Origin of the sequence: Pseudomonas mandelii, from assembly GCF_006438925.1 — a bacterium.
GTDB classification, from domain to species: Bacteria; Pseudomonadota; Gammaproteobacteria; order Pseudomonadales; family Pseudomonadaceae; genus Aquipseudomonas; species Aquipseudomonas mandelii_C.
The window spans coordinates 633,356-656,633 of record NZ_RCZA01000002.1; the positions used below are offsets into that span (position 1 = coordinate 633,356).

Here is a 23,278-nt window from a genome sequence, read left to right on the forward strand (position 1 = left end):
CGCTCACGGTGCCCGATGGTCACTGAAAGTGGGTAGAATGCGGTTTTTTTCCACCTGCGGGGGTGCGCCTTGCGCGAAATCGTCCTGATAAACATCACGGGAGTCGACCGTCCGGGTCTGACTGCAGCCATTACCGGCGTTCTGGCCCAAGGTGGTGTGAACATTCTCGACATCGGTCAGGCAGTGATTCACGACACCCTGTCGTTCGGCATCCTGGTTGAAATTCCTGACACCGAGCAAGGCAAGTCGGTGCTCAAGGACATCCTGTTCACGGCTTACAAGCTCGATCAGCAGGTGCGTTTCACGCCGGTGTCCGAAGAGGATTACCAGCAGTGGGTTGGCAATCAGGGCAAGAAACGCCACATCGTGACCCTGCTGACCCGCAAAGTGACCGCCGGGCAATTGCAGGCCGTGAGTTCGATCACCGCCAAATATGGCCTGAACATCGACCACATCGATCGTCTGTCCGGGCGTATGCCGCTGGACACCCCGGCCGATCAGGGCAAGGGCTGCATCGAGTTTTCCGTTCGTGGTGAAGCGGCTGATCCGCAAGCGCTGCGGGCCGAGTTCCTCAGCGTCGCGCAGGAACTGAACGTCGACATCGCCTTCCAGGAAGATTCGCTGTTCCGTCGTAACCGCCGCCTGGCGGTGTTCGACATGGATTCGACGCTGATCGAAGCCGAAGTGATCGACGAACTGGCCAAGGCTGCCGGAGTGGGCGATCAGGTATCTGCGATCACCGAGCGGGCGATGGCCGGCGAATTGGACTTTCGCGCCAGCTTCAAGGAGCGCCTGGCCTTGTTGAAAGGGCTGGACGTCAGCGTGCTGGATTCCATCGGCGCCTCCCTGCGTCTGACCGAAGGTGCCGAAACACTGTTCGCCGAACTCAAGCGTCTGGGCTACAAGACCGCCATCCTGTCGGGCGGCTTTACCTACTTCGCCAAGCAATTGCAGGCCAAGCTGGGCATCGACTACGTGTTCGCCAACGAACTGGAAGTAGTAGACGGCAAAGTGACTGGCGTGGCGGTCGAGCCGATTGTTGATGCGCAACGCAAGGCGGATCTGCTGAAGGAACTGGCGCACAAGGAAGGTTTGCGCCTGGAGCAGACCATTGCGGTCGGCGACGGCGCCAACGATTTGCCAATGCTGGCGATTGCCGGGTTGGGCGTGGCGTTCCGTGCCAAGCCGCTGGTCAAGCAGTCGGCGAAGCAGGCGATTTCCACCCTTGGGCTGGATGGCGTGCTGTATCTGCTGGGGTTCCGGGATCGCGACGGGCAACTCTAAGGAAGATCAAAAGATCGTCCGAACGCGGCCCGAACCTTCGGCAGCTCCTACTAAGGAATATGTATTTCCCTGTAGGAGCTGCCGCAGGCTGCGATCTTTTGCTTTTGTGGCACCCGGTTAAAGTGTTTTCCACAACGAATCAAAATCGTCCTCAGCGCCGCTCACCGCGGCGTTGTCGTTTTTGGCGACCTCCAGTGGACGGTAGGCGAACTGATTGAAACTGTTGGTGCTCGCCACCCGCTGCTCCAGCCCGACCCGGCGTTCCTCGCCGTGGGTATTGATCATGACCTTGTTGCCCTCCTGAAAGGGCAGGCGCGGCGCGAGCAAAGTGGCCGGCTGGTCGATGGCACTGATTTGCGGCAGCAACAGACCGCGCAGGTATTGGCTGTGGTCATCACGGGTGCGCACCAGTTGCAGGCCGCAAGGCTCGGCGTAGGGCGCAACCTGCTCGATGCCCATCTGCGTGCCACCGCCGCGCACCTGGCGGATCCAGCGCACCACCGCGATGCTCCAGCCCTGACCGGCAGAATCCTCGATACCGACCATCTCACCCGCCTGTAACTCGGTCGGCACAGCGGCGGGCCAGGCCAGGCAGTAACCGCCGGGGCTGTGATTGATCACTGACAGGACATGGGTCGGGAAGTGCTGATTGCGGTCGGATGCATCGTGGCCGTCGTCATTCTGAAGCTGTGGGTATTCGATCTCTTCGTAGGGCAATAGAGCGTCTGCATTGCCTTGGGGGGCGGCGTCGAAGGCCTGGTGCCATTGGTCCTTTTCCCGGCCGGTCGCTGACGTTACCGAAAATTGTGCAGGCCGGGCGCCATGGTTTTTCAGGATGTCGCTGAATGAGCGTTGCCCACCCAGATAAAAGTGCAGCGCGCTCATGCCCACGCACAGGGTCAACGTGCCTTGGCCAACGGTGCGCTGGAAGCTGCGCTCGGCAGTCTGGCCCCAGGCGGCATGAAGATGTTGCAACGTGTCCAGGCTTAACCCTGCCGGCACGGGCAGTGGCGATGAACTGTCGGGTTTTTGCAAATACCCTTCGATGGCCGCAACCAGAGGCTGCGGATCGATCCCCAGCAAACTCTCCTGCTGCTCGGCTCGGAACTTGGTGCGGTAACGCGGTCCGGTATCGAGGTCTTGCGCGACGGCAAACAACCCGGTGGCCGGCTTGCCGGGTTGCAGCTTGATCCATTGGCTCCAGGGTTCCAGTACCTCGGCCACCCGGGCAATCTGGTGCTGGCGCAGTTGGTTGCAGCGTGAGGCGCCCAGCAGCAAGGCGACCACGTACGTCTGTTCGATGCTCAAGGTTTGCGTCTGGCTGGCCAGCTCATCGCGCAGGCTCGTGTGCTGGAGCCGGTGCGCGCAGGCGATCCGGTAGAGCTGATGCAGCTCCAGCCACAGGCCTTCCGGCACGGGGCAATAGAGTTTGGTAGCACGAATCAGCGGCCCGTTCAGGCAATGGATCGCCCGTTGCAGCGCTTGGGTCAGCAGCGGCGCTCGGTCCTTGCTGAACTTCGGTGTGATGCTCACCACGATCTGTTTATAACCAATGGCCAAGTGACTTTGCAGCGCCTGGCAGAGGTTGGCGATCTTGCGGGAGCGCTCGTCGAGGACAATCGACTGATGCAGGAAATGCTGCTCAAGGTGTTTGCAGACGTAATACACCTCGGGCCGCAGCAGTTCGAGCAATTGCAGGCGATTGTCGCTGGGCGTGAACAGCTGATTGAGTTCGCTCAAGCCTTGATACAGCTGACGAGCGGTTTCGCCGATGTTGGCTTTGGGCAGATTTGCGATCCAGCGCTTGAGATCGCGCGGGGTGGCTTCACAGAACGACAGACGCACCTGCAGCGGAACGGGCGCGCGTAGCAGAAGATGGGGGCTGGTCTCATTCATGCCGTGAAAAACTCCAACCGGTAAATGGGCAGTGAATGATCTGACTGTAGCAGCTATGGATTTTTACCGTTTGTCTGTCAGTCGAGTGCCATCCGGGCGTACTACTAATCTGACACACGTGCGACTGGATACGCACAGTCGTACGGCCTGCTGCCTACGCAGGGCAGGTCTCTTTGTAACTTCAAGGAGATGAAGTTTATGTCTAGATATATAGTGGCAAATCAATGGGGCGGTAGTTCGGCACCCTGGCATCCGGGCGGAGACTGGACACTAGGCGCGCGGGACAACCAGAACGTTGTCGCGATCGAGATCAAGTCGGGCGATGGCGGGAAGAGTTTCACCGGCACCATGACGTATGCGGGTGAAGGTCCCATTGGCTTCAAGGCTCAGCGCACGGGCCAGAACCAGTACAACGTTGAAAATCAGTGGGGCGGCAACGATGCCCCCTGGCATCCGGGTGGCAAATGGGTCATCGGAGGTCGGGACAATCAGAACGTTGTGGCGTTGAGCGTGACCTCCAGTGATGGAGGGAAAAACCTCAGTGGCACCAATACCTACGCCAACGAAGGGCCGATCGGCTTCCGTGGACAGATAGAGTAACGGCACCACCGAAATGTCCGACCCCGCGAAGACGTTCGCGGGGTTCGGATCAGTGATCAGGCTTTTGCCAGGCCCATGCCCTGGCCCATCTGCACCGGGGAGCCGGCCGCCAGCTCTTCAGCCCACTGCACTTGATCAGGCCCGAACAGCACGACAGCGGTCGAACCCAGCTTGAAGCGACCCAGTTCTGCACCTTTCTCCAAATGGATCGGCGCACGGGCAGCTTCGTCGTAGCGGAAGGTTTTCAGCTCGCGTTTCGGCGGCGTGACCAACCCGGCCCAGACGGTTTCGATCGACGCAACGATCATCGCGCCCACCAACACCACGGCCATCGGCCCGCGTTCGGTGTCGAAAATGCACGCCACACGCTCATTGCGGGCGAACAGTTCCGGAACGTTTTCGGCGGTGGTCTGGTTGACCGAGAAGATCCGGCCAGGGATGTAGACCATCTCGCGCAGGGTGCCGGCCAACGGCATGTGCACGCGGTGGTAGTCCTTCGGCGACAGATAAATAGTCGCGAAATCACCGCCCATGAACGGCGCTGCGTTGGCAGCGTCGCCGCCCAGCAATTCCAGCACGCTGAAGCTGTGGCCCTTGGCCTGGAACACGCGACCGTGTTCGATCGGGCCGAGTTGGCTGACCGCACCGTCTGCCGGGCTGAGGATCGCGCCAGGCGTCTCGTCCAGTGGGCGAGCGCCGTCCTTCAAGGCGCGAGTGAAGAACGCATTGAAGTGTTCGTAGGCGGTCAGGTCTTCGACCAGCGCCTGGGACATGTCCACCTGATAACGCTTGGCGAACCAGGCGGTGAAGGCGTTCTTGAACCAGCGCACGCGGCATTCGGCAATGCAGCCGGCCAGTCGCGACAGCAGGTGATGGGGCAGCAGGTATTGGCTGAGGATAAACAGACGCTTATTCATTAACTGTCCTTAAAAACCTTAAATCTCTACGGGCGTATCGGGGTGGTTGCCCCATTCGCCCCAGGAACCGGCGTAGCCTTTGACCCGCGGATAACCGAGGGATTTGGCCACCAGATAGGTGAAGCCAGAACGATGGTGAGTCTGGCAGTGGGTAATCACTTCTTTGTCTTTGCTGATCCCGAGTTTCTCCAGGATCTGCGGCATGTCGGTGCGGATGCGCAGGTTGCGCGCCTGATCCATGCCCGCGGTCCATTCGAAATTGACCGCGCCGGGAATGTGCCCGGCCTTGGCTGCCAGGACTTTCTCGCCGGAGTACTCCAGCGGCCCGCGCGCGTCCCAGATCGCCAGGTCGGCGGCACCGAGACGGCTTTGCAGGTACTCGCGGGTGGCAGTGGGTTCGTCGTGCAGGGTCAACGCAACCGGGCCGCCAACCGCTGCCGGGATCTGGATCGACATGGGCAAGCCTTCTGCCAGCCAGGCCTTCAGGCCGCCGTCGATATAGTGGTACTTGCTGTGGCCGATGACATCCAGCAGCCAGATAAAGCGCCCGGCCCAACCACCGCCTTCGTCGTCATAGACGACATAGACCGCATCAGGGTTGTGTCCCAGCTCACCGAACAACGCTTCGAGTGCCGCTTGCGGCGGCATCAGTCCCGGCGCTGGTGCGTGACCGAGTTGCGTGCGTTTCGGATCGACAAAGCGCGCACCGGGGATATGCCCTTCGGCATAGCGGGCGCTGCTGGTCAGGTCCACCAGAATCAGTTCGCGGGCGTCGAGACGGGTGAGCAAGTCGCTCGGCTCGATCACCAGCGGCAAGCCAGAGAAGTCAGACATGTGAGGTCTCCAGAGCACAAAAGGGAGGATTGTATAGCAGCGTCATTGGCCGCGGTGACTAAAGCTGTGCAGGGCTTTCTCGATGCACTGCGCGGTTTTGCCGAAGGCTTGCACAGTGATTTCCGAGAACGGCCCTCCGCCCTGATCCGCCACCACAATCATGATGACCCGACCATTATTGACCAGTGAGCGCAACAGCAGGTGTTCGCCGCCGAACTGTGAGCGCAAGCTGGTGGGCAACAGGGCGGAAAATTGTGCGTTGTTGTCCGGTGTCAGGCGCACCTGGGCTTGTTGCGAGAGCAGGCGTTGCAGCACGGTGCTCTGGCTGACGACGAAGTTCAGGCCGGCCACTTCTTTTGGCAGCCCGGCCGTCTGGTGCACCCGCAGATTGGCGTGAGTGCGGTCGGCCATCAGGATCATCACCCGACGCATGCCGCACGCGACCAAAGCGTCCCGGGCAGACGTGGTCAAGTGCATGGCATTGGTGAAGCGGCTGGGCTCGACCAGCAACTCGGCACACTGTCTGCGCCATTTCGCCAGGTCTTCGGCAGTCGGCGCCGGGGCCGGCAGCAAGCCTGCGTGCGCGCGGTTCATGCCCCACGGCCAGATCAGTGAAACGGCCGGGTGCCAAAGGTCTGGCATGGCGTGATGGCGGGCGCTGTTGGCGGCCTGTTGGTGCAACTGCTGCTGCACTTCGTCCATCGGCATTTGCAGGTAAAGGCTGGTCAGGTACTGCCAGCGTTCACTGTGCGGACTGTCCCAGGCCTGTTGCGCCGACAGCGCCAGACCGTTGGCCAGCAGCACTGTATTGGCCGGTTGATTGAGCCAGCGACGCAGGGTCGGATCGTCATCGAGACGGTTCTGCTGGCGTAATGGATGATCGCTGTCGCGAGCGATGCGCAGCACTTTCACCAGCTCACGCTGCTCGTTGAGCAGCAGCCGATAACCTTGCTGCACCCAGATCGGCAGGCGCCAGATGTCCACGAGCGCCCGGCAGATTTCCAGCAGGCGAGCGCCGAACAACTGCATTTCGACTTTGCGCGCCGACTCACCTTTGTGGATGACCCGCAGCTCCCACTCTTCGAGCAACTGCGGATGAGTCAATGCCATCGGCCAGAGCGGCGAGAGAAACAGCAGGCTGCCCCAGTGGATGTCTTGCCACAGTCGCGCCAGGCGACTGGCGAAAAAACCGTTGGCCTGTTGGGTCGCGTGCTGGCTGATCAACTGCAGCTGACGCAGGGCGATCGGGATCTCCGATTGCGGCTGGGCAGGCAACCGGGCGAGCAGTTCTTCGGTGCGCTTCAAACCGAGGCGATTGATCGCCACCTCAAGGTTTTCCGCAGGCTCGGTCATGCTGCCATGGGTGTGGCGATTGGCTTCGCGAATCACGCTCAAGGCCAGCGCCGGGCTGTCCTGTATCAGTTCGGCGATATCGCGCAAGGAGCTGCGACTGTTGGCGATGGCTTTGCAGACTCGGTCATGACTGGCTTGCGGAACCGGCAGGCGCACGCCGTCGAGAAGCTTGACCCAGCCTTCGAGAGTGGTCGGTTTTGGAGTCGGTACGTTCGTTTCGTTAGCCATGTCTGGACGCGATCATCGTCTGCATTACCTATGCCCGGAACGGGCCAAATTGGCTTTTCGCCTGAACTGGCTATAGTCTGGCGCAGTTTTGCCGATAAGTAGAAGAAGAGATTTTTTAACTTCCGAATATGACCTTGAACCCGACTCAGTAAGTGCTCTCCTACCTATGGCTAAATTAATCGGCATCATCGTCGTATTCGCGAGCGTGCTCGGCGGATACGTGCTCTCCCACGGCAAAATTGCCGCCCTGATTCAGCCCTTCGAGGTGATGATTATTGGTGGTGCGGCCCTCGGTGCATTCCTGCAGGCCAACCCCGGTTACATGACCATGCACGTGCTCAAGAAATCCTTGGGCATGTTCAGTTCGCGTTTCAACCACACGTTCTATCTGGAAGTGCTGGGCCTGATCTACGAGATCCTCAACAAGAGCCGCCGCGAAGGCATGATGGCTATCGAGGGCGACATCGAAGACGCCGCCGCGAGCCCGATCTTCGCCAAATACCCGGCCGTGCTCAAAGACGAACGCATGACCGCGTTCATCTGCGATTACCTGCGCATCATGTCCTCCGGCAACATGGCTCCCCATGAGCTTGAAGGCCTGTTCGACATGGAGCTTTACAGCCTCAAGGAAGACCTCGAGCATCCATCCCACGCGGTGAACGGTATTGCCGACGCCATGCCTGGTTTCGGTATCGTCGCGGCGGTGCTCGGTATCGTGGTGACCATGGCTTCCCTGGGTGAAGGCGATCAGAAGTCCATCGGCCTGCACGTCGGTGCGGCACTCGTCGGTACCTTCTTCGGTATTCTCGCGGCGTACGGTTTCTTCGGTCCGCTGGCCCATTCCCTGGCCCACGATGCCAAGGAAGAACTCAACGTCTACGAAGCCATCAAGGCCTCGCTGGTCGCTTCGGCTTCCGGTATGCCTCCATCGCTGGCGGTAGAGTTCGGTCGTAAAGTTCTGTACCCGGCGCACCGTCCTAGCTTCGCTGAGCTGGAACAAGCGGTTCGCGGTCGCTAAGTCATGGAAAATAACCAGCCGATAATCATCAAGCGCGTCAAGCGCATCGCCGGTGGGCATCACGGGGGCGCCTGGAAAATCGCCTTCGCGGACTTCGCGACGGCGATGATGGCGTTCTTCCTGGTGCTGTGGCTGCTGTCCACCGCAACGCCTGAACAGAAGATCGCCATCGCCGGTTACTTCAAGGACCCGGTCGGCTTTTCCGAAAGCGGCACGCCGTACATCATCGACCTGGGCGGCACACCGACCCTGGCGCCGGAGAACACCCTCAACCCCGAGGTGAAATCCCAGCCGCAGCCAGACAAGGTGACCATCGACGCCGAGCAGGTTGAAGGCATGGCCGAGCAGGTCGAGAAGGAACGTCTCGAGCTGTTGCTGCAAGAATTGCAGAACAAGGTCGAAGAGAATCCGCAACTGAAGAAATTCAAAGACCAGATCCTGTTCGAAATCACGCCGGACGGTTTGCGCATCCAGATCGTGGACGCCGAAAACCGGCCGATGTTCGACTCTGGCAGTGCACGTCTGAAGCCGTACTTCGAAGACATCCTGCTGGCCATGGCCGACACCATCAAAGCGGTGCCGAACAAGATCAGCATCAGCGGCCACACCGATGCCAAGCCGTATTCGGGCACGGGTGATTTCGGTAACTGGGAGCTCTCGGCCAACCGTGCCAACGCGGCACGTCGTGCGCTGGTCGCGGGTAGTTATCCGGATACTCAGGTGGCGCGGGTCGTCGGTTATGCCTCGTCAGCACTGTTCGATCGCGAGAAACCGTTCAATCCGGTCAATCGCCGTATCGACATCGTGGTGCTGACCAAGAAAGCCCAGCGTGCCATCGAAGGTTCGCAAGGTGCGGAACCGGCTCCAGAACCAATGCCGACGCAAGGGCAGGGCGGCCCGGGCGAAGTGCCCGCCACGCCAGCCGACCCGAACGCGTTGCCGGCAGATAAAGAGCCGTTGCCGGCACATGAGCTTCGCGAGCGGTTGAATCTGTTTGATAATCCGGCACCGAAACCGGGTGAGCCAGCCAGGCCGGCTGAATCACCCAAGCAGTGACCACAAAAAAGCCGCGAGATGATCGCGGCTTTTTTGTCTCTGCGGGAGGCTACTTAATAGCTGGTCTCCGGCAGGCTAGCGATGATCGAGCGATAGCTGTTCATCCGTTGCTGCTGCACGCGACCCTCTTCCAGGGCCTTGAGCAGGGCGCAACCCGGCTCGCGGTCGTGCTTGCAATCGCGGAAGCGGCAAGTGCCGATCAAGTCGTTGAACTCGATGAAACCGGCTTCGACGTCGGCACGGCTGACGTGGCCCAGGCCGAATTCGCGGATACCCGGGGAGTCGATCAACTCACCGCCACCGGGGAAGTGGAACAACCGCGCGGTAGTGGTGGTGTGAGTGCCCTGGCCGGACAGCTCGGACAGCGGGCCGACACGGGCTTCGACTTCAGGCAACAGGCTGTTGACCAACGAGGATTTGCCGACGCCGGACTGGCCGACGAACACGCTGATGCGTCCGTCCAATTGTTTTTGAAGTTGCTCCATGCCGTTGCCGTGATGCGCCGACACTTCCAGCACCGGATAACCCAGCGTGCGGTAAACCGCCAGCAAGGCATTCAACGCAGGGGCGTTTTGCTCGTCGATCAAGTCGAACTTGTTGAGCAGCAGCAGCGGCCGGATGCCGGCGTGCTCAGCAGCGACCAGATAACGGTCGATCAAGTTGGCATGGGGCTCGGGCAGCGGCGCGAAGACGATGACGATCATATCCACGTTGGCCGCTACAGGCTTGAGCTGACCACGGCTGTCCGGACGGCAGAGTTCGGTTTTACGCGGCAGTTGCGCCACGATCACACCGATGCCCTGGTTGCCGGCACGCCAGACCACCTGATCGCCGGTCACCAGCGCCGGCAGGTTGGCGCGCAAGTGACAGCGGAACACCTGGCCGGCCAAATCGCCATCGAGGGCTTCGACTTCGACCTGCACACCGAAGTGCGCGATCACCAAGCCGGTCTGTTCCGGACCCAGGTCGCCACCCTCAAGTGCCTCGACAGCCGAGGACTCGCGTTTGGCGGCGCGGGCAGCGCGTTCGCCCTGAATCTTTTCGATGCGCCAGTTTTGACGACGATTGAGTTGGCGTTTGGCCATGGGTGTTCCGTATCAAGAATGCAGCGATTAGGTAAAACGGCCGCGAGTTTAGCACGCCCGGCCGCCGCCCTAGGCTAAACTGCGCAGCATTGCCTAGGAGCCGACACATGCAAAACCCGCAGAATCTGATCTGGATCGACCTGGAAATGACCGGTCTGAACCCTGATACCGACGTCATCATCGAAATGGCCACCATCGTCACCGACAGTGACCTGAACACCTTGGCCGAAGGTCCGGTGATCGCCATCCACCACAGCGACGAAATTCTCGCCGGCATGGACGAGTGGAATACCCGTCAACACGGCGGCTCCGGGCTGACCCAGCGCGTTCGCGACAGCCGCATCAGCATGGCCGAAGCCGAAGCCGAGACCATTGCCTTCCTGGAAAAATGGGTGCCAAAGGGCAAGTCACCGATCTGTGGCAACAGCATCTGCCAGGACCGTCGCTTCCTTTATACCCACATGAAATCCCTGGAAAGCTTCTTCCACTACCGCAACCTCGACGTGTCGACCCTTAAAGAGTTGGCCGCACGCTGGGCGCCGGACGTGCGCGACAGCTTCAAAAAGGGCAGCACCCACCTGGCCCTGGACGACATTCGCGAATCGATCGCCGAGCTGCAGCATTACCGCAAGCATTTCATCAAGTTCTGATTGCGGACTACGTCCCCTGTGTAGGAGCTGCCGAAGGCTGCGATCTTTTGACTTTGTTTTTTTAAGATCAAGAGATCGCAGCCTGCGGCAGCTCCTACAGGGGATTGCGCCGCACTTGCCCTCTTTTGGTGCTTCAGCGAAGTGAGTAGACTGCGCGCCTTCCTGCAAGGACCGCCACCATGTTGCTGATGCTTTACCTGATCGCCATTACCGCCGAAGCCATGACCGGTGCCCTGTCTGCCGGCCGTCGCGGAATGGACTGGTTTGGCGTGGTGCTGATTGCCTGCGTCACGGCGTTGGGTGGGGGTTCGGTGCGTGACGTGCTGCTCGGGCACTACCCGCTGACGTGGGTCAAACACCCGGAATACCTGGTGCTGACCTCGGTGGCGGCGATGTTCACGGTTTTCGCTGCACGCTGGATGCGCCACCTGCGCTCGCTGTTTCTGGTGCTCGATGCCGTAGGTCTGGTGGCATTTACCCTGATCGGCTGCATGACCGCGCTGGAAATGGGCCACGGCATGCTGGTGGCTTCGGTCAGCGGCGTAATCACCGGGGTTTTCGGCGGCATCCTGCGCGACATCTTCTGCAACGACATCCCGCTGATCTTCCGCCGCGAACTCTACGCCAGTGTCTCGTTCGCTGCGGCGTGGTGCTACATGCTCTGCATTTACCTGCAATTGCCGGGTGAACAGGCGATTCTCATCACCTTGTTTGGCGGCTTCCTGCTGCGTTTGCTGGCAATCCGGTTTCATTGGGAAATGCCGAAGTTCGTCTACAACGACGAAGCCTGAGACGACACGGTCCCCCGTAGGAGCTGCCGAGTGAAACGAGGCTGCGATCTTTTGACTTTGTTTTTTAGAAGCAAGATCAAAAGATCGCAGCCTGCGGCAGCTCCTACAGGAGTCCGTGTTGTTTCAGAGCCCATTGCACGTGTTCGCGGACCAACTCCGAGGGGTAATCCCTGCGAGCCTTCAACGCTTCCAGCACCGGAATGCTCGATGGAGCGTTCCCCAGGCCAACCGCCAGGTTTCGCAGCCAGCGTTCGTAACCCGCCCGGCGTAACGGCGAACCTTCAGTACTGCTGAGAAACTTCTCCTCATCCCACATGAACAGCTCTGCCAACTCCGCGTTGTCCAGATTGTGCCGTGGCTTGAAGTCGCTTTCGCCGGACGGACGGGCGAAGCGGTTCCACGGGCAGACGATCTGGCAGTCATCACAGCCAAATACCCGATTGCCGATCAGTGGCCGCAAATCTTCCGGGATCGCGCTTTTCAGTTCGATGGTCAGGTAGGAAATACAGCGTCGGGCATCCAGTACGTACGGGCCGACGAAGGCGTTGGTCGGGCAGATGTCGAGGCACGCCGTGCAGCGGCCGCAATGTTCGGTAGCGTGAGGTGGGTCGACGGGCAGCGGCAGGTCGACGAACAGTTCGCTGAGAAAGAAGTAACTGCCCGCCTTGCGATTCAGGACCAGGGTGTTTTTGCCGATCCAGCCCAGCCCGGCCTTTTCAGCAATGGCCTTTTCCAGCACCGGCGCGCTGTCGACGAAGGCGCGGAAACCAAACGGGCCGATCTCGGCCTGAATTTTATCGGCCAGTTGTTGCACGCGTTTACGGATCAATTTGTGGTAATCGCGGCCCAAGGCATAACGCGAGACGTAGGCTTTTGCAGGTTGTGCCAAGCGTTTGGCCATTTCGGTGTCGCCCGGCAGGTAGTCCATGCGTAGGGAAACGACCCGAAGTGTGCCGGGCACCAGCTCTTCCGGGTGTGAGCGTTTGCTGCCGTGGGCGCCCATGTAGTCCATTTCGCCGTGGTAGCCCGCCGCAAGCCAGCGCTCCAGGTGCTGCTCATGCTCGGCCAGGTCGAGGCCGCTGATGCCGACTTGCTGAAAGCCCAGCTCGCGGCCCCAGTCCTTGATGGATTGGGCGAGGGCGGGCAGGTCTGTGGTAATTGCGGGCATGAGGCGAGAGAAACCGGAGCTGAGGTGCGTATAATTCTGCCAGACATCGGAGCCCGAAGACGCATGCCGCACACTAAAGATGATTTACCCGACGCGCTGTATAGCGCCGCGCAAGTTCGAGCCCTTGATGCGAGCCTGATCGCGGGCGGCACACCGGGCTTCGAATTGATGCAGCGCGCGGCGCGGGCGACCTGGCGTGCGCTGGTCCGCCATTGGCCGTCGGCGAATGAATTGAGTGTCGTGGCCGGTCATGGCAATAACGCCGGCGACGGTTATCTGGTGGCCGTGCTGGCCCGACGTGCCGGCTGGCATGTGCGGGTGTTGGCGGTCGGTGATCCCCAGCGTTTGCAGGGTGACGCGGCATTGGCCCATGCTGAGGCCGTGTCCGAAGGTGTCGCAATTCAAGCCTGGGGCGCACAGTCCGAGTTGCGCGGCGTCGTGCTGGATGCCTTGCTTGGCACTGGTTTGACGGGAGAGGTGCGAGCACCCTACGCGGGCGCCATCGCGGCGATCAACGGCAGCGGGCTGCCGGTTGCAGCGGTGGATATCCCTTCTGGGTTGTGCGCTGATACCGGCCGAATACTCGGCGCTGCGGTGCGGGCTGACCTGACGGTGACGTTCATCGGCCTGAAACTGGGTCTGTTCACCGGCGATGCTGCAGACGTGGTCGGTGAGTTGGTGTTCAACGATCTGCAGGCCTCCGCCGAGTCGTTTAACGGAGTCGCCATCAGTGCACGTCGCCTGACGGCCAGTTCCTTGCCGCGTCTGACGGGCCGGGCGCCAACCTCCCATAAAGGCAGATACGGCCACGTCCTGCTGATCGGCGGTGATCGCGGCTTTGGCGGCGCCATCCTGCTGAGCGCGCAAAGTGCCCTGCGCAGCGGTGCGGGCATGGTGTCGGTGGCGACGCGCAGTGAACATGTTCCGGCCGCGCTGGCGAGAATTCCTGAAGCCATGGTGTTGGGCACTTCGTCGGCCAATCAGCTGATGGGACTGCTTCAAAAGGTTTCCGTGCTGGTTGTTGGCCCAGGCTTAGGTCAGGCTTCCTGGGGGCGCAGTCTTTTGTCGGCGGCTGCCAATGCGCCGCTGCCGCAAGTCTGGGACGCTGATGCATTGAATCTGCTGGCCACCGAGCACGTGAGTTTGCCCAAGGATTGTGTGATCACGCCGCATCCGGGCGAGGCGGCGCGCTTGTTGGGGATGAGCACCGCCGAAGTGCAGGCCGATCGTCCAGCGGCGGCTCACGCATTGAGCAAAAAATACACAGCTGTCGTGGTGCTGAAAGGCGTCGGCAGCCTGATTGCCAGCCCCGACGGACGCCTGGCGGTGTGTCATCAGGGACACCCGGCCATGGCCACCGCCGGTTTGGGTGATGTGCTGGCCGGTCTGGTCGGCGCGTTGCTGGCGCAAGGCATGGAGGCGTTCGACGCCGCCTGCCTGGCCGTCTGGCTGCACGCCAATGCTGGCGCGCAAGAAGGTAAATCGGGCCGTGGGCTGGCGGCCAGTGATCTGATTCCAGCCATTCGTCAGTTGTTGGAGGAGCAAGCACCGTGTCTGAAGTAACCCTGTACCTGGCTGATGAAGAGGCGATGACCGCATTTGGCGGGTGCATCGCAAAAACCACTCAAGGGCACGGTCTGATTTTTCTGGAAGGGGACCTGGGGGCGGGGAAAACCACGCTGTCTCGGGGCATCATCCGTGGCTTGGGGCATGTAGGCGCGGTAAAAAGTCCGACCTTCACTCTGGTCGAGCCCTACGAGATTGGCGAAATCCGGGCCTTCCATTTCGACCTCTATCGCCTGGTCGACCCTGAAGAGCTGGAGTACCTCGGTATCCGCGACTATTTCGACGACGATGCGTTGTGCCTGATCGAATGGCCCGAAAAGGGTGCAGGCTTTTTGCCAAAGCCCGACCTGACCATTACCATTAGCCCGCAAGACAGCGGGCGTTCGCTGAAAATTTTGCCCCAGGGCTCGCGTGGCGAGTTGTGGTGTGCCGCTTTGGCATTGGAAACCAATTAAATGATGGGGTTAGGTATGCGCTTTCGCGCGATGGTAGCTGCCGTAGGATTGTTGTTTTTGGCGGTGACCGTCGACGCTGTGGCCGAGACAAAGGTCAACAGCGTTCGCCTGTGGCGGGCTCCGGACAACACACGACTGGTGTTCGACCTGAGCGGTCCTGTCCAGCACAGTGTCTTTACCCTGACCGCCCCGGATCGGCTGGTCATCGACATCAATGGCGCGTCACTGGGGGCGCCGCTGAACGTCAACAGCTCGAACACTCCGATCACCGCCATGCGCTCGGCTCAACGTACGCCAACCGACCTGCGGGTTGTTATCGACCTGAAAAAAGCCGTGACGCCGAAAAGTTTTACCCTGGCGCCAAATGCCCAGTATGGCAATCGCCTGGTGGTCGACTTGTTCGATAACGCCGCCGACGCCGCGCCAATACCGACGCCGACCAATGTCGCGACGGTGGCGCCGGTACCGGTCACTCCAGTGGAACCCGCGGTGAAGCTGCCGCCAGCCCCGGCCGGCAAGCGCGACATTGTTGTGGTGATCGACGCTGGCCACGGCGGCGAAGACCCGGGCGCCTCCGGCTCTCGCGGTCAGCGCGAGAAAGACGTGGTGCTGGCCATCGCCCGCGAATTGCAGCGTCAGGTCAGCGGCATGAAAGGCTTCCGCGCCGAACTGACCCGCACCGGCGACTACTTCATCCCATTGCGTGGCCGTACCGAAATCGCCCGCAAGAAGGGCGCCGACCTGTTCGTCTCGATCCATGCCGACGCCGCGCCGTCTGCGGCAGCCTTCGGTGCGTCGGTGTTCGCTTTGTCCGATCGCGGCGCCACCTCGGAAACCGCCCGTTGGCTGGCCGACAGCGAAAACCGCTCCGACTTGATCGGTGGTGCTGGCAGCGTCAGCCTCGACGACAAGGACCGCATGCTGGCCGGTGTGCTGCTCGACCTGTCGATGACCGCTTCCCTGACTTCGAGCCTGGACGTTGGCCAAAAGGTCTTGAGCAACATCAGCCGGGTCACGCCGTTGCACAAACAACGGGTGGAGCAGGCCGGGTTCATGGTGCTGAAATCGCCGGACATTCCGTCGATCCTGGTGGAAACCGGCTTCATCTCCAACTCCAACGAAGCCTCGAAACTGTCGGCGGCGAGCCACCAGCAGGCGCTGGCACGCTCGATCAGCGCCGGTGTTCGCCAGTTCTTCCAGCAGAATCCGCCACCGGGCACCTACATCGCCTGGCTACGTGATTCCGGCAAAATCGCTCAAGGTCCACGTGACCATCGGGTGAGCCCGGGCGAGACGTTGGCGATGATCGCTGTGCGTTATCAGGTGTCTCCGGCCACCCTGCGCAGCGCCAACAACCTGCAGAGTGACGAGCTGAAAATCGGTCAGACCCTGACCATTCCCGGCACTGAACTGGCGGCCAAAGAATGAACCAGGTGCTGACCAATACGGCTCGCATCGAGCTGCTCAGCCCGCGACTGGCGAACCAGATTGCCGCCGGCGAGGTGGTTGAGCGTCCGGCTTCGGTGATCAAGGAGTTGCTGGAAAACAGCCTCGACTCCGGCGCCAAGCGCATCGATGTCGATGTGGAGCAGGGCGGCGTCAAGCTGCTGCGGGTGCGCGACGATGGCAGCGGCATTTCTGCCGATGACCTGCCGCTGGCCCTGGCGCGACACGCCACCAGCAAAATCCGCAATCTGGAAGACCTCGAGCAGGTCATGAGCCTGGGCTTTCGCGGTGAAGCCCTCGCGTCGATCAGCTCCGTGGCACGCCTGACCCTGACGTCCCGCACCAAAGAGGCTGATCAGGCCTGGCAGGTCGAAACCGAAGGCCGAGACATGGCGCCTCGCGTGCAGCCGGCGGCCCATCCGGTGGGCACTTCGGTGGAAGTGCGTGACTTGTTTTTCAATACCCCGGCACGACGCAAGTTTCTCAAGACCGAAAAAACCGAATTCGATCACCTGCAAGAAGTGATCAAGCGTCTGGCCCTGGCGCGTTTTGACGTGGCGTTCCATCTGCGCCACAACGGCAAGACCATCCTCAGCCTGCATGAAGCCCATGACGACGCGGCCCGTGCCCGGCGTGTGGCGGCGATTTGCGGTTCGGGTTTCCTCGAGCAGGCGCTGCCGATCGAGATCGAGCGCAATGGCCTGCATTTGTGGGGCTGGGTCGGCTTGCCGACGTTCAACCGCAGCCAGGCAGACTTGCAGTATTTCTTTGTGAACGGCCGTGCCGTACGCGACAAACTGGTGGCCCACGCGGTGCGCCAGGCCTATCGCGACGTGCTGTTCAACGGTCGGCACCCGACGTTCGTGCTGTTTTTCGAAGTCGATCCGGCAGGCGTTGATGTCAACGTGCACCCGACCAAGCACGAAGTGCGCTTCCGTGACGGGCGCATGGTTCACGATTTCCTCTATGGCACCCTGCACCGCGCCTTGGGCGATGTGCGGCCGGAAGACCATCTGGCCGCGCCTGTCGCGACGGCCATCGTTCGACCCACTGGCATTGATGCTGGCGAGTTCGGTCCACAGGGCGAAATGCGTCTGGCGGCCAATGCCTTGCTGGAACAGCCTCAGGCCCAGCCGTCGCTCAATACGCCGGCAGGCTCGGGCGCTGGTGCCGGTTATCAATATCAGTACTCGCCGCGGCCTCAATCGGGTGTGCCTGTGGCTGAAGCTCAGGCCGCCTACCGTGAGTTTTTCGCGCCGTTACCAGAAGCGAACGCGGTCGCGCTGCCGGCCGGGCAGGATGATATTCCGCCGCTGGGTTATGCACTGGCGCAGCTCAAAGGCATCTATATTCTTTCGGAAAACGCCCAGGGCCTGGTGCTGGTGGACATGCATGCCGCTCACGAGCGGATCATGTACGAACGCCTGAAAATCGCCATGGCCAGCGAAGGCCTGAGCGGTCAGCCGCTGCTGGTGCCGGAGTCCCTGGCGGTCAGTCAGCGTGAAGCCGATTGCGCCGAAGAACACGTCGCGTGGTTCCAGCGCCTGGGCTTTGAATTGCAGCGTCTGGGCCCGGAATCCCTGGCCATCCGGCAGATCCCGGCACTGCTCAAGCAGGCAGAAGCCAATCGATTGGTCAGTGACGTCCTCGCGGACCTGATGGAATACGGCACCAGCGACCGGATTCAGGCGCACCTGAACGAGCTGCTCGGGACCATGGCCTGCCATGGCGCGATTCGGGCGAATCGACGCCTGGCCCTGCCGGAAATGAACGGTCTGCTGCGCGACATGGAAAACACCGAGCGCAGCGGTCAATGCAACCATGGCCGACCGACCTGGACCCAGCTGGGCCTGGACGATCTGGACAAACTGTTCTTGCGCGGTCGTTGATGAACCAGCTCCCTCCTGCGATTTTCCTGATGGGGCCGACCGCCGCCGGCAAGACCGACCTGGCCATCGAACTCACCAAAGTCTTGCCTTGCGAGCTGATCAGCGTCGATTCGGCGCTGGTCTACCGTGGCATGGACATCGGCACCGCCAAGCCTTCAAAAGAGCTTCTGGCTGAATTTCCACACCGTTTGATCGATATTCTTGATCCGGCAGAGAGCTATTCGGCCGCTGATTTCCGTCGTGATGCCCTCGAAGCCATGGCCGAGATCACCGCGCGGGGCAAAATTCCGCTGCTGGTGGGCGGCACAATGCTCTATTACAAGGCTTTGGTTGAAGGTCTGGCAGACATGCCGGCGGCCGATCCGGACGTCCGCGCGCAGATCGAAGAAGAAGCTGCACGCCTTGGCTGGCAAGCCCTGCACGATCAACTGGCAGTCATCGATCCGGAATCCGCAGCCCGCATTCATCCAAACGATCCACAGCGACTCAGTCGAGCGCTGGAAGTTTATCGCGTCAGTGGTCAGAGCATGACTGCACTAAGGTTGCAACAATCTGCGCAAAGTACTGAAGCAGCCGCCTCGGGACTGCAACAATTGCCCTATACTGTCGCGAACTTGGCCATTGCTCCGGCAAATCGCCAGGTATTGCACGAGCGAATTAAACAAAGATTCACGAATATGTTGGAACAGGGATTCATTGACGAGGTCGTAGCCCTGCGTAAGCGAAGTGACCTGCATACCGGGTTGCCGTCTATACGTGCAGTAGGCTACCGACAAGTCTGGGACTACCTGGATGGCAAGCTGACGCAAGCCGAGATGCAGGAGCGTGGAATCATTGCCACGCGCCAATTGGCGAAGCGCCAGTTCACCTGGCTGCGCAGTTGGGCTGATTTACACTGGTTGGACAGCCTCGATTGCGACAATCTGCCGCGCGCCTTGAAATACCTTGGGACCATCTCCATATTGAGCTGAGTCCTTGCAATTGCCGTCTATCCTTGGGGGTGTGACGGCCACAAGCCATCTGTTTACCTATTTTTTATATTGAATCCTTAAAGGAGTGCGGCACATGTCAAAAGGGCATTCGCTACAAGACCCTTACTTGAATACTTTACGTAAAGAGAAAGTTGGGGTGTCCATCTACCTGGTGAACGGGATCAAACTGCAAGGCACGATCGAGTCTTTCGACCAGTTCGTTATCCTGCTGAAAAACACCGTCAGCCAGATGGTTTACAAACACGCTATCTCTACAGTGGTGCCGGTTCGTCCAATTCGTCTGCCTAGCGCAACCGAATCCGAAGCAGGTGACGCTGAGCCAGGTAACGCCTGATAGGAGTCTCCTTTGTTCTTTGAGCGCCACGGTGGTGGTGAGCGAGTGATCCTCGTTCACTTGGATGGACAGGACCCTGAGGCGCGCGAAGATCCGCAGGAGTTTCAGGAATTGGCTAATTCGGCCGGCGCCGAGACCGTTGCGTTTTTTAACGTGCCGCGTCATCGGCCAACCGCCAAATTCCTGATTGGCAGCGGCAAGGTCGAGGAGTTGCGCGACCTGGTCCATGCCGAAAATGCAGATCTGGTCATCTTCAATCACATCCTCACGCCCAGTCAGGAACGTAACCTCGAACGTGTTTTCGAGTGTCGCGTGATCGACCGTACCGGTCTGATTCTCGATATTTTCGCCCAACGCGCCCGTACCCATGAAGGCAAGCTCCAGGTAGAACTGGCCCAGCTTGACCACATGAGCACCCGGCTGGTTCGTGGCTGGACCCACCTTGAGCGTCAGGGTGGCGGTATCGGTATGCGTGGCCCGGGTGAAACCCAGCTGGAAACCGACCGCCGTTTGCTGCGGGTACGCCTGCGACAGATCAAGGGCCGACTGGAAAAAGTGCGCAGTCAGCGCGAGCAGTCGCGACGCGGCCGTTCGCGTGCGGATATCCCTACCGTGTCCCTTGTGGGCTATACAAACGCCGGCAAATCCACGCTCTTCAATAACGTGACGAAATCCGACGTGTACGCGGCTGACCAGTTGTTTGCCACGCTGGACCCGACCTTGCGCCGTTTGGAACTCGACGACCTGGGGCCGATTGTCCTGGCCGATACGGTGGGTTTCATACGCCACTTGCCCCACAAACTGGTCGAGGCATTTCGGTCTACGCTCGAAGAGTCGAGCAACTCAGACCTGCTGTTGCACGTGATTGATGCGGCCGAACCGGATCGCATGTTGCAGATCGAGCAGGTGATGGTGGTGCTGGGCGAGATCGGTGCCCAGGACTTGCCGATCCTCGAGGTCTATAACAAACTCGATTTGCTTGAAGGCGTTGAGCCACAAATCCAGCGCGACGAAAACGGCAAGCCCCAGCGGGTCTGGCTGTCGGCGCGTGATGGCAGTGGTCTGGAATTGCTTGAGCAAGCCATTGCCGAGTTGCTGGGCGGTGATTTGTTTGTTGGCACCTTGCGCTTGCCGCAACGTTTTGCTCGACTGCGTGCGCAGTTTTTCGAACTCGGTGCGGTGCAGAAAGAAGAACATGACGAAGAAGGCATCAGCCTGCTGGCCGTTCGCTTGCCGCGGGTCGAGTTGAATCGACTGGTGAGCCGCGAAGGTCTGCAGCCGATGGAATTCATCGAGCAACACACTTTGCAATAAAAGCCTGGAAAAGCGGTTGTGCCGCGGTGACAGGCATTCTGTAGCATTGGTCGGCGCGCCGTGGGTGCGTCTTTGCTTTATCAGATGGAGAGCGCTATGGCTTGGAATGAGCCGGGTGGCAACTCGAATAATCAGGATCCTTGGGGTGGCAAACGCCGCAATAACGGCGACCGCAAGGGACCACCGGATCTCGACGAGGCCTTCCGAAAGCTGCAGGAAAGCCTGAACGGGTTGTTCGGTGGTGGTAAGAAACGCGGTGATGACGGTGGCGGTTCGGGCAGGAGTGGCGGCTTCGGCGGTCTGCTCGGCATCGGCCTGGTCGTGTTGGCGGCCGTGTGGCTGTACAGCGCGGTCTATGTAGTCGACGAGCAGGAGCAAGCAGTGGTGCTGCGCTTCGGCAAGTACTACGAAACCGTTGGCCCGGGCCTGAACATCTATTTCCCGCCGATCGATCGCAAGTACCTGGAAAACGTCACGCGTGAGCGTGCCTATACCAAGCAGGGTCAAATGCTGACTGAAGACGAGAACATCGTCGAAGTGCCTCTGACCGTGCAGTACAAGATCAGCAACCTGCAGGACTTCGTGCTGAGCGTTGATCAGCCGGAAATCAGCCTGCAGCACGCGACCGAAAGTGCCTTGCGCCACGTGGTGGGTTCCACTGCTATGGACCAGGTGCTGACCGAAGGTCGTGAATTGATGGCCAGCGAAATCAAGGAGCGTCTGCAACGCTTCATGGATACTTATCGCACCGGTATCACCGTCACTCAGGTCAACGTACAGAGCGCAGCCGCACCGCGTGAAGTGCAGGAAGCCTTCGATGACGTGATCCGCGCCCGTGAAGACGAGCAGCGTTCGCGTAACCAGGCTGAAACCTACGCCAACGGCGTCGTGCCGGAAGCCCGTGGTCAGGCCCAGCGCATCATCGAAGATGCCAATGGTTACCGTGACGAAACCGTCTCGCGCGCCAAGGGTGAAGCTGATCGCTTCACCAAGCTGGTGAGCGAGTATCGCAAGGCACCTGAAGTGACCCGTCAGCGTCTGTACCTGGACACCATGCAGGAAGTCTTCAGCAATACCAGCAAGGTTCTCGTGACCGGCAACAAGAATGGCCAGAGCAATCTGCTGTACTTGCCGCTGGACAAGATGGTCGAAGGCGGTCGCAACACCAGCACTCCGGTGACCGGCGCGGCAGCCACCAGCAATGAAGCGAATGTGCGTGCAGCCGATCTGCAGCAACAGCAAGCACGTACCAGGGAGAGTCGCTGATGAGCAATAAATCGCTGATCGCCCTTATTGTCGGCGTCGTCGTGGCGATCGCTGCCTGGAACTGCTTCTACATCGTGGCTCAGACCGAGCGTGCGGTGCTGCTGCAGTTCGGTCGTGTGGTCCAGACTGATGTTCAGCCGGGCCTGCATGTGAAAGTGCCTTACGTTAACCAGGTGCGCAAATTCGACGCACGCCTGATGACGCTGGATGCACCGACGCAACGCTTCCTGACGCTGGAAAAGAAAGCCGTCATGGTCGATGCCTACGCCAAGTGGCGCGTGAAAGATGCCGAGCGCTTCTACACCGCGACTTCCGGCCTCAAGCAGATTGCTGACGAGCGTCTTTCCCGTCGTCTGGAGTCGGGCCTGCGTGACCAGTTCGGTAAGCGCACGCTGCATGAAGTGGTTTCCGGTGAGCGCGATGCGCTGATGACCGATATCACGGCTTCGCTGAACAAGATGGCGGAAAAAGAGCTGGGCATCGAAGTTGTCGATGTTCGGGTCAAGGCCATCGATCTGCCGAAAGAAGTGAACCGCAGCGTGTTCGAGCGCATGAGTTCCGAGCGTGAGCGTGAAGCTCGCGAGCACCGCGCCAAGGGTAACGAACTGTCAGAAGGCATTCGTGCCGACGCTGATCGTCAACGCCGCGTGTTGCTGGCTGAAGCCTATCGTGAATCTGAAGAGGTTCGTGGTGATGGTGATGCCCAGGCGGCTGCGATCTACTCCAAGGCCTACGGCCAGGATCAGGAGTTCTACGGTTTCTACCGTAGCCTGCGTGCCTACCGTGAAAGCTTCGCGAACAAATCCGACGTCATGGTCCTGGACCCAAGCAGCGACTTCTTCCGTTACCTGGAAAAAGCCAAGCCTTGATACGACGTTGACCTGAATCATCCCCCGCCTGGCGGCTAACGCCTCGGGCGGGGTGATCCTTTGGGAAAACGTGTGTATGATGCGGCAGCCGGGAAATTCCCGGCTTTTTTGCGTCTGCACGTTTGATTGCTGTTTTTATGCAGGCGTCCGAGTTGAATGACTCGACAGGTTTTTCGAGGAAAGTGGTTGGCGAAGCCGATTTCAGGCTTTTCGCCTCGTTGTTCATGCGCGTGGTTTGCGCATGAGCCAATCATTTTCTGCTTCACT

General features: G+C 60.2%; 21 protein-coding genes. 15 read left to right on the forward strand and 6 right to left on the reverse strand.

The window, feature by feature from the left end; translation table 11 throughout:
* The first annotated feature begins 69 nt into the window (after positions 1 to 69).
* Complete coding sequence (serB, locus tag EAH74_RS06665; RefSeq protein WP_008153333.1) at positions 70 to 1,284, forward strand: phosphoserine phosphatase SerB; 1,215 nt, start codon at positions 70 to 72, stop codon at positions 1,282 to 1,284.
* A gap of 117 nt (positions 1,285 to 1,401) precedes the next feature.
* On the opposite strand, the gene EAH74_RS06670 is transcribed toward serB, so the two are convergent.
* Positions 1,402 to 3,180, reverse strand: a complete 1,779-nt coding sequence (locus tag EAH74_RS06670) for a molecular chaperone (protein WP_140677181.1) — start codon at positions 3,178 to 3,180, stop codon at positions 1,402 to 1,404.
* 198 nt (positions 3,181 to 3,378) lie between these two features.
* On the opposite strand from EAH74_RS06670, the gene EAH74_RS06675 reads away from it, so the two are divergent.
* Positions 3,379 to 3,780, forward strand: coding sequence for a lectin OAA family protein (locus EAH74_RS06675; RefSeq protein WP_140677183.1), 402 nt, complete (start codon positions 3,379 to 3,381; stop codon positions 3,778 to 3,780).
* Positions 3,781 to 3,836: 56 nt separating this feature from the next.
* Here EAH74_RS06675 and asd read toward each other — a convergent pair whose 3' ends face one another.
* Genes asd through EAH74_RS06690 form a run of 3 tightly spaced genes read right to left on the reverse strand, consistent with a single transcriptional unit; the run spans position 3,837 to position 7,112 of the window.
* Positions 3,837 to 4,697: an archaetidylserine decarboxylase gene (asd, locus tag EAH74_RS06680; RefSeq protein ID WP_140677185.1), complete on the reverse strand. Its 861-nt coding sequence runs from the start codon at positions 4,695 to 4,697 to the stop codon at positions 3,837 to 3,839.
* An 18-nt stretch (positions 4,698 to 4,715) separates the two neighbouring features.
* On the reverse strand, positions 4,716 to 5,531 hold the full coding sequence (locus EAH74_RS06685; protein WP_140677187.1) for a rhodanese-like domain-containing protein: 816 nt from the start codon (positions 5,529 to 5,531) through the stop codon (positions 4,716 to 4,718).
* A gap of 42 nt (positions 5,532 to 5,573) precedes the next feature.
* Positions 5,574 to 7,112 (reverse strand): HDOD domain-containing protein, encoded by a 1,539-nt coding sequence (locus EAH74_RS06690; protein ID WP_140677189.1) that lies wholly within the window; start codon positions 7,110 to 7,112, stop codon positions 5,574 to 5,576.
* Between the two features lie 166 nt (positions 7,113 to 7,278).
* On the opposite strand from EAH74_RS06690, the gene motA reads away from it, so the two are divergent.
* Together motA and motB are read left to right on the forward strand one after the other, a co-directional pair.
* Positions 7,279 to 8,130: a flagellar motor stator protein MotA gene (gene motA, locus EAH74_RS06695; RefSeq protein ID WP_123369056.1), complete on the forward strand. Its 852-nt coding sequence runs from the start codon at positions 7,279 to 7,281 to the stop codon at positions 8,128 to 8,130.
* A gap of 3 nt (positions 8,131 to 8,133) precedes the next feature.
* The gene (motB, locus tag EAH74_RS06700) at positions 8,134 to 9,186 is read left to right on the forward strand and encodes a flagellar motor protein MotB (protein ID WP_140677191.1); all 1,053 of its coding nucleotides are present in this window, start codon (positions 8,134 to 8,136) and stop codon (positions 9,184 to 9,186) included.
* Between the two features lie 53 nt (positions 9,187 to 9,239).
* Here the strand turns inward: motB and rsgA are convergent, their stop codons facing one another.
* Entirely contained in the window at positions 9,240 to 10,271 is a 1,032-nt protein-coding gene (gene rsgA / locus EAH74_RS06705; protein WP_046056847.1) for a small ribosomal subunit biogenesis GTPase RsgA, read from the reverse strand.
* Between the two features lie 107 nt (positions 10,272 to 10,378).
* Between rsgA and orn the strand changes: the two genes are divergently transcribed.
* The gene (orn, locus tag EAH74_RS06710) at positions 10,379 to 10,921 is read left to right on the forward strand and encodes an oligoribonuclease (protein ID WP_008035288.1); all 543 of its coding nucleotides are present in this window, start codon (positions 10,379 to 10,381) and stop codon (positions 10,919 to 10,921) included.
* Between the two features lie 179 nt (positions 10,922 to 11,100).
* Positions 11,101 to 11,712: a trimeric intracellular cation channel family protein gene (locus EAH74_RS06715; protein ID WP_008153267.1), complete on the forward strand. Its 612-nt coding sequence runs from the start codon at positions 11,101 to 11,103 to the stop codon at positions 11,710 to 11,712.
* A 103-nt stretch (positions 11,713 to 11,815) separates the two neighbouring features.
* Here EAH74_RS06715 and queG read toward each other — a convergent pair whose 3' ends face one another.
* The gene (queG, locus tag EAH74_RS06720; protein WP_140677193.1) at positions 11,816 to 12,880 is read right to left on the reverse strand and encodes a tRNA epoxyqueuosine(34) reductase QueG; all 1,065 of its coding nucleotides are present in this window, start codon (positions 12,878 to 12,880) and stop codon (positions 11,816 to 11,818) included.
* Between the two features lie 63 nt (positions 12,881 to 12,943).
* On the opposite strand from queG, the gene EAH74_RS06725 reads away from it, so the two are divergent.
* The 9 genes from EAH74_RS06725 to hflC all read left to right on the forward strand — a co-directional run bounded on the left by EAH74_RS06725 (position 12,944) and on the right by hflC (position 23,011).
* On the forward strand, positions 12,944 to 14,443 hold the full coding sequence (locus EAH74_RS06725; RefSeq protein ID WP_140677195.1) for an NAD(P)H-hydrate dehydratase: 1,500 nt from the start codon (positions 12,944 to 12,946) through the stop codon (positions 14,441 to 14,443).
* Entirely contained in the window at positions 14,431 to 14,901 is a 471-nt protein-coding gene (gene tsaE, locus EAH74_RS06730; RefSeq protein ID WP_123369063.1) for a tRNA (adenosine(37)-N6)-threonylcarbamoyltransferase complex ATPase subunit type 1 TsaE, read from the forward strand. Before EAH74_RS06725 ends, tsaE begins: the two co-directional genes overlap by 13 nt.
* Entirely contained in the window at positions 14,902 to 16,329 is a 1,428-nt protein-coding gene (locus EAH74_RS06735; RefSeq protein ID WP_140677197.1) for an N-acetylmuramoyl-L-alanine amidase, read from the forward strand.
* On the forward strand, positions 16,326 to 18,236 hold the full coding sequence (gene mutL, locus EAH74_RS06740) for a DNA mismatch repair endonuclease MutL (protein WP_123369065.1): 1,911 nt from the start codon (positions 16,326 to 16,328) through the stop codon (positions 18,234 to 18,236). The genes EAH74_RS06735 and mutL overlap by 4 nt, the downstream gene beginning before the upstream one ends.
* Positions 18,236 to 19,207, forward strand: coding sequence for a tRNA (adenosine(37)-N6)-dimethylallyltransferase MiaA (miaA, locus tag EAH74_RS06745; protein WP_140677199.1), 972 nt, complete (start codon positions 18,236 to 18,238; stop codon positions 19,205 to 19,207). The genes mutL and miaA overlap by 1 nt, the downstream gene beginning before the upstream one ends.
* Before the next feature lie 94 nt (positions 19,208 to 19,301).
* Complete coding sequence (hfq, locus tag EAH74_RS06750) at positions 19,302 to 19,562, forward strand: RNA chaperone Hfq (RefSeq protein ID WP_007902656.1); 261 nt, start codon at positions 19,302 to 19,304, stop codon at positions 19,560 to 19,562.
* A gap of 12 nt (positions 19,563 to 19,574) precedes the next feature.
* Positions 19,575 to 20,876, forward strand: coding sequence for a ribosome rescue GTPase HflX (hflX, locus tag EAH74_RS06755; RefSeq protein WP_140677201.1), 1,302 nt, complete (start codon positions 19,575 to 19,577; stop codon positions 20,874 to 20,876).
* Positions 20,877 to 20,972: 96 nt separating this feature from the next.
* Positions 20,973 to 22,142, forward strand: coding sequence for an FtsH protease activity modulator HflK (gene hflK, locus EAH74_RS06760; protein WP_123369066.1), 1,170 nt, complete (start codon positions 20,973 to 20,975; stop codon positions 22,140 to 22,142).
* Complete coding sequence (hflC, locus tag EAH74_RS06765) at positions 22,142 to 23,011, forward strand: protease modulator HflC (protein ID WP_008156983.1); 870 nt, start codon at positions 22,142 to 22,144, stop codon at positions 23,009 to 23,011. Before hflK ends, hflC begins: the two co-directional genes overlap by 1 nt.
* Positions 23,012 to 23,278: the final 267 nt, after the last annotated feature.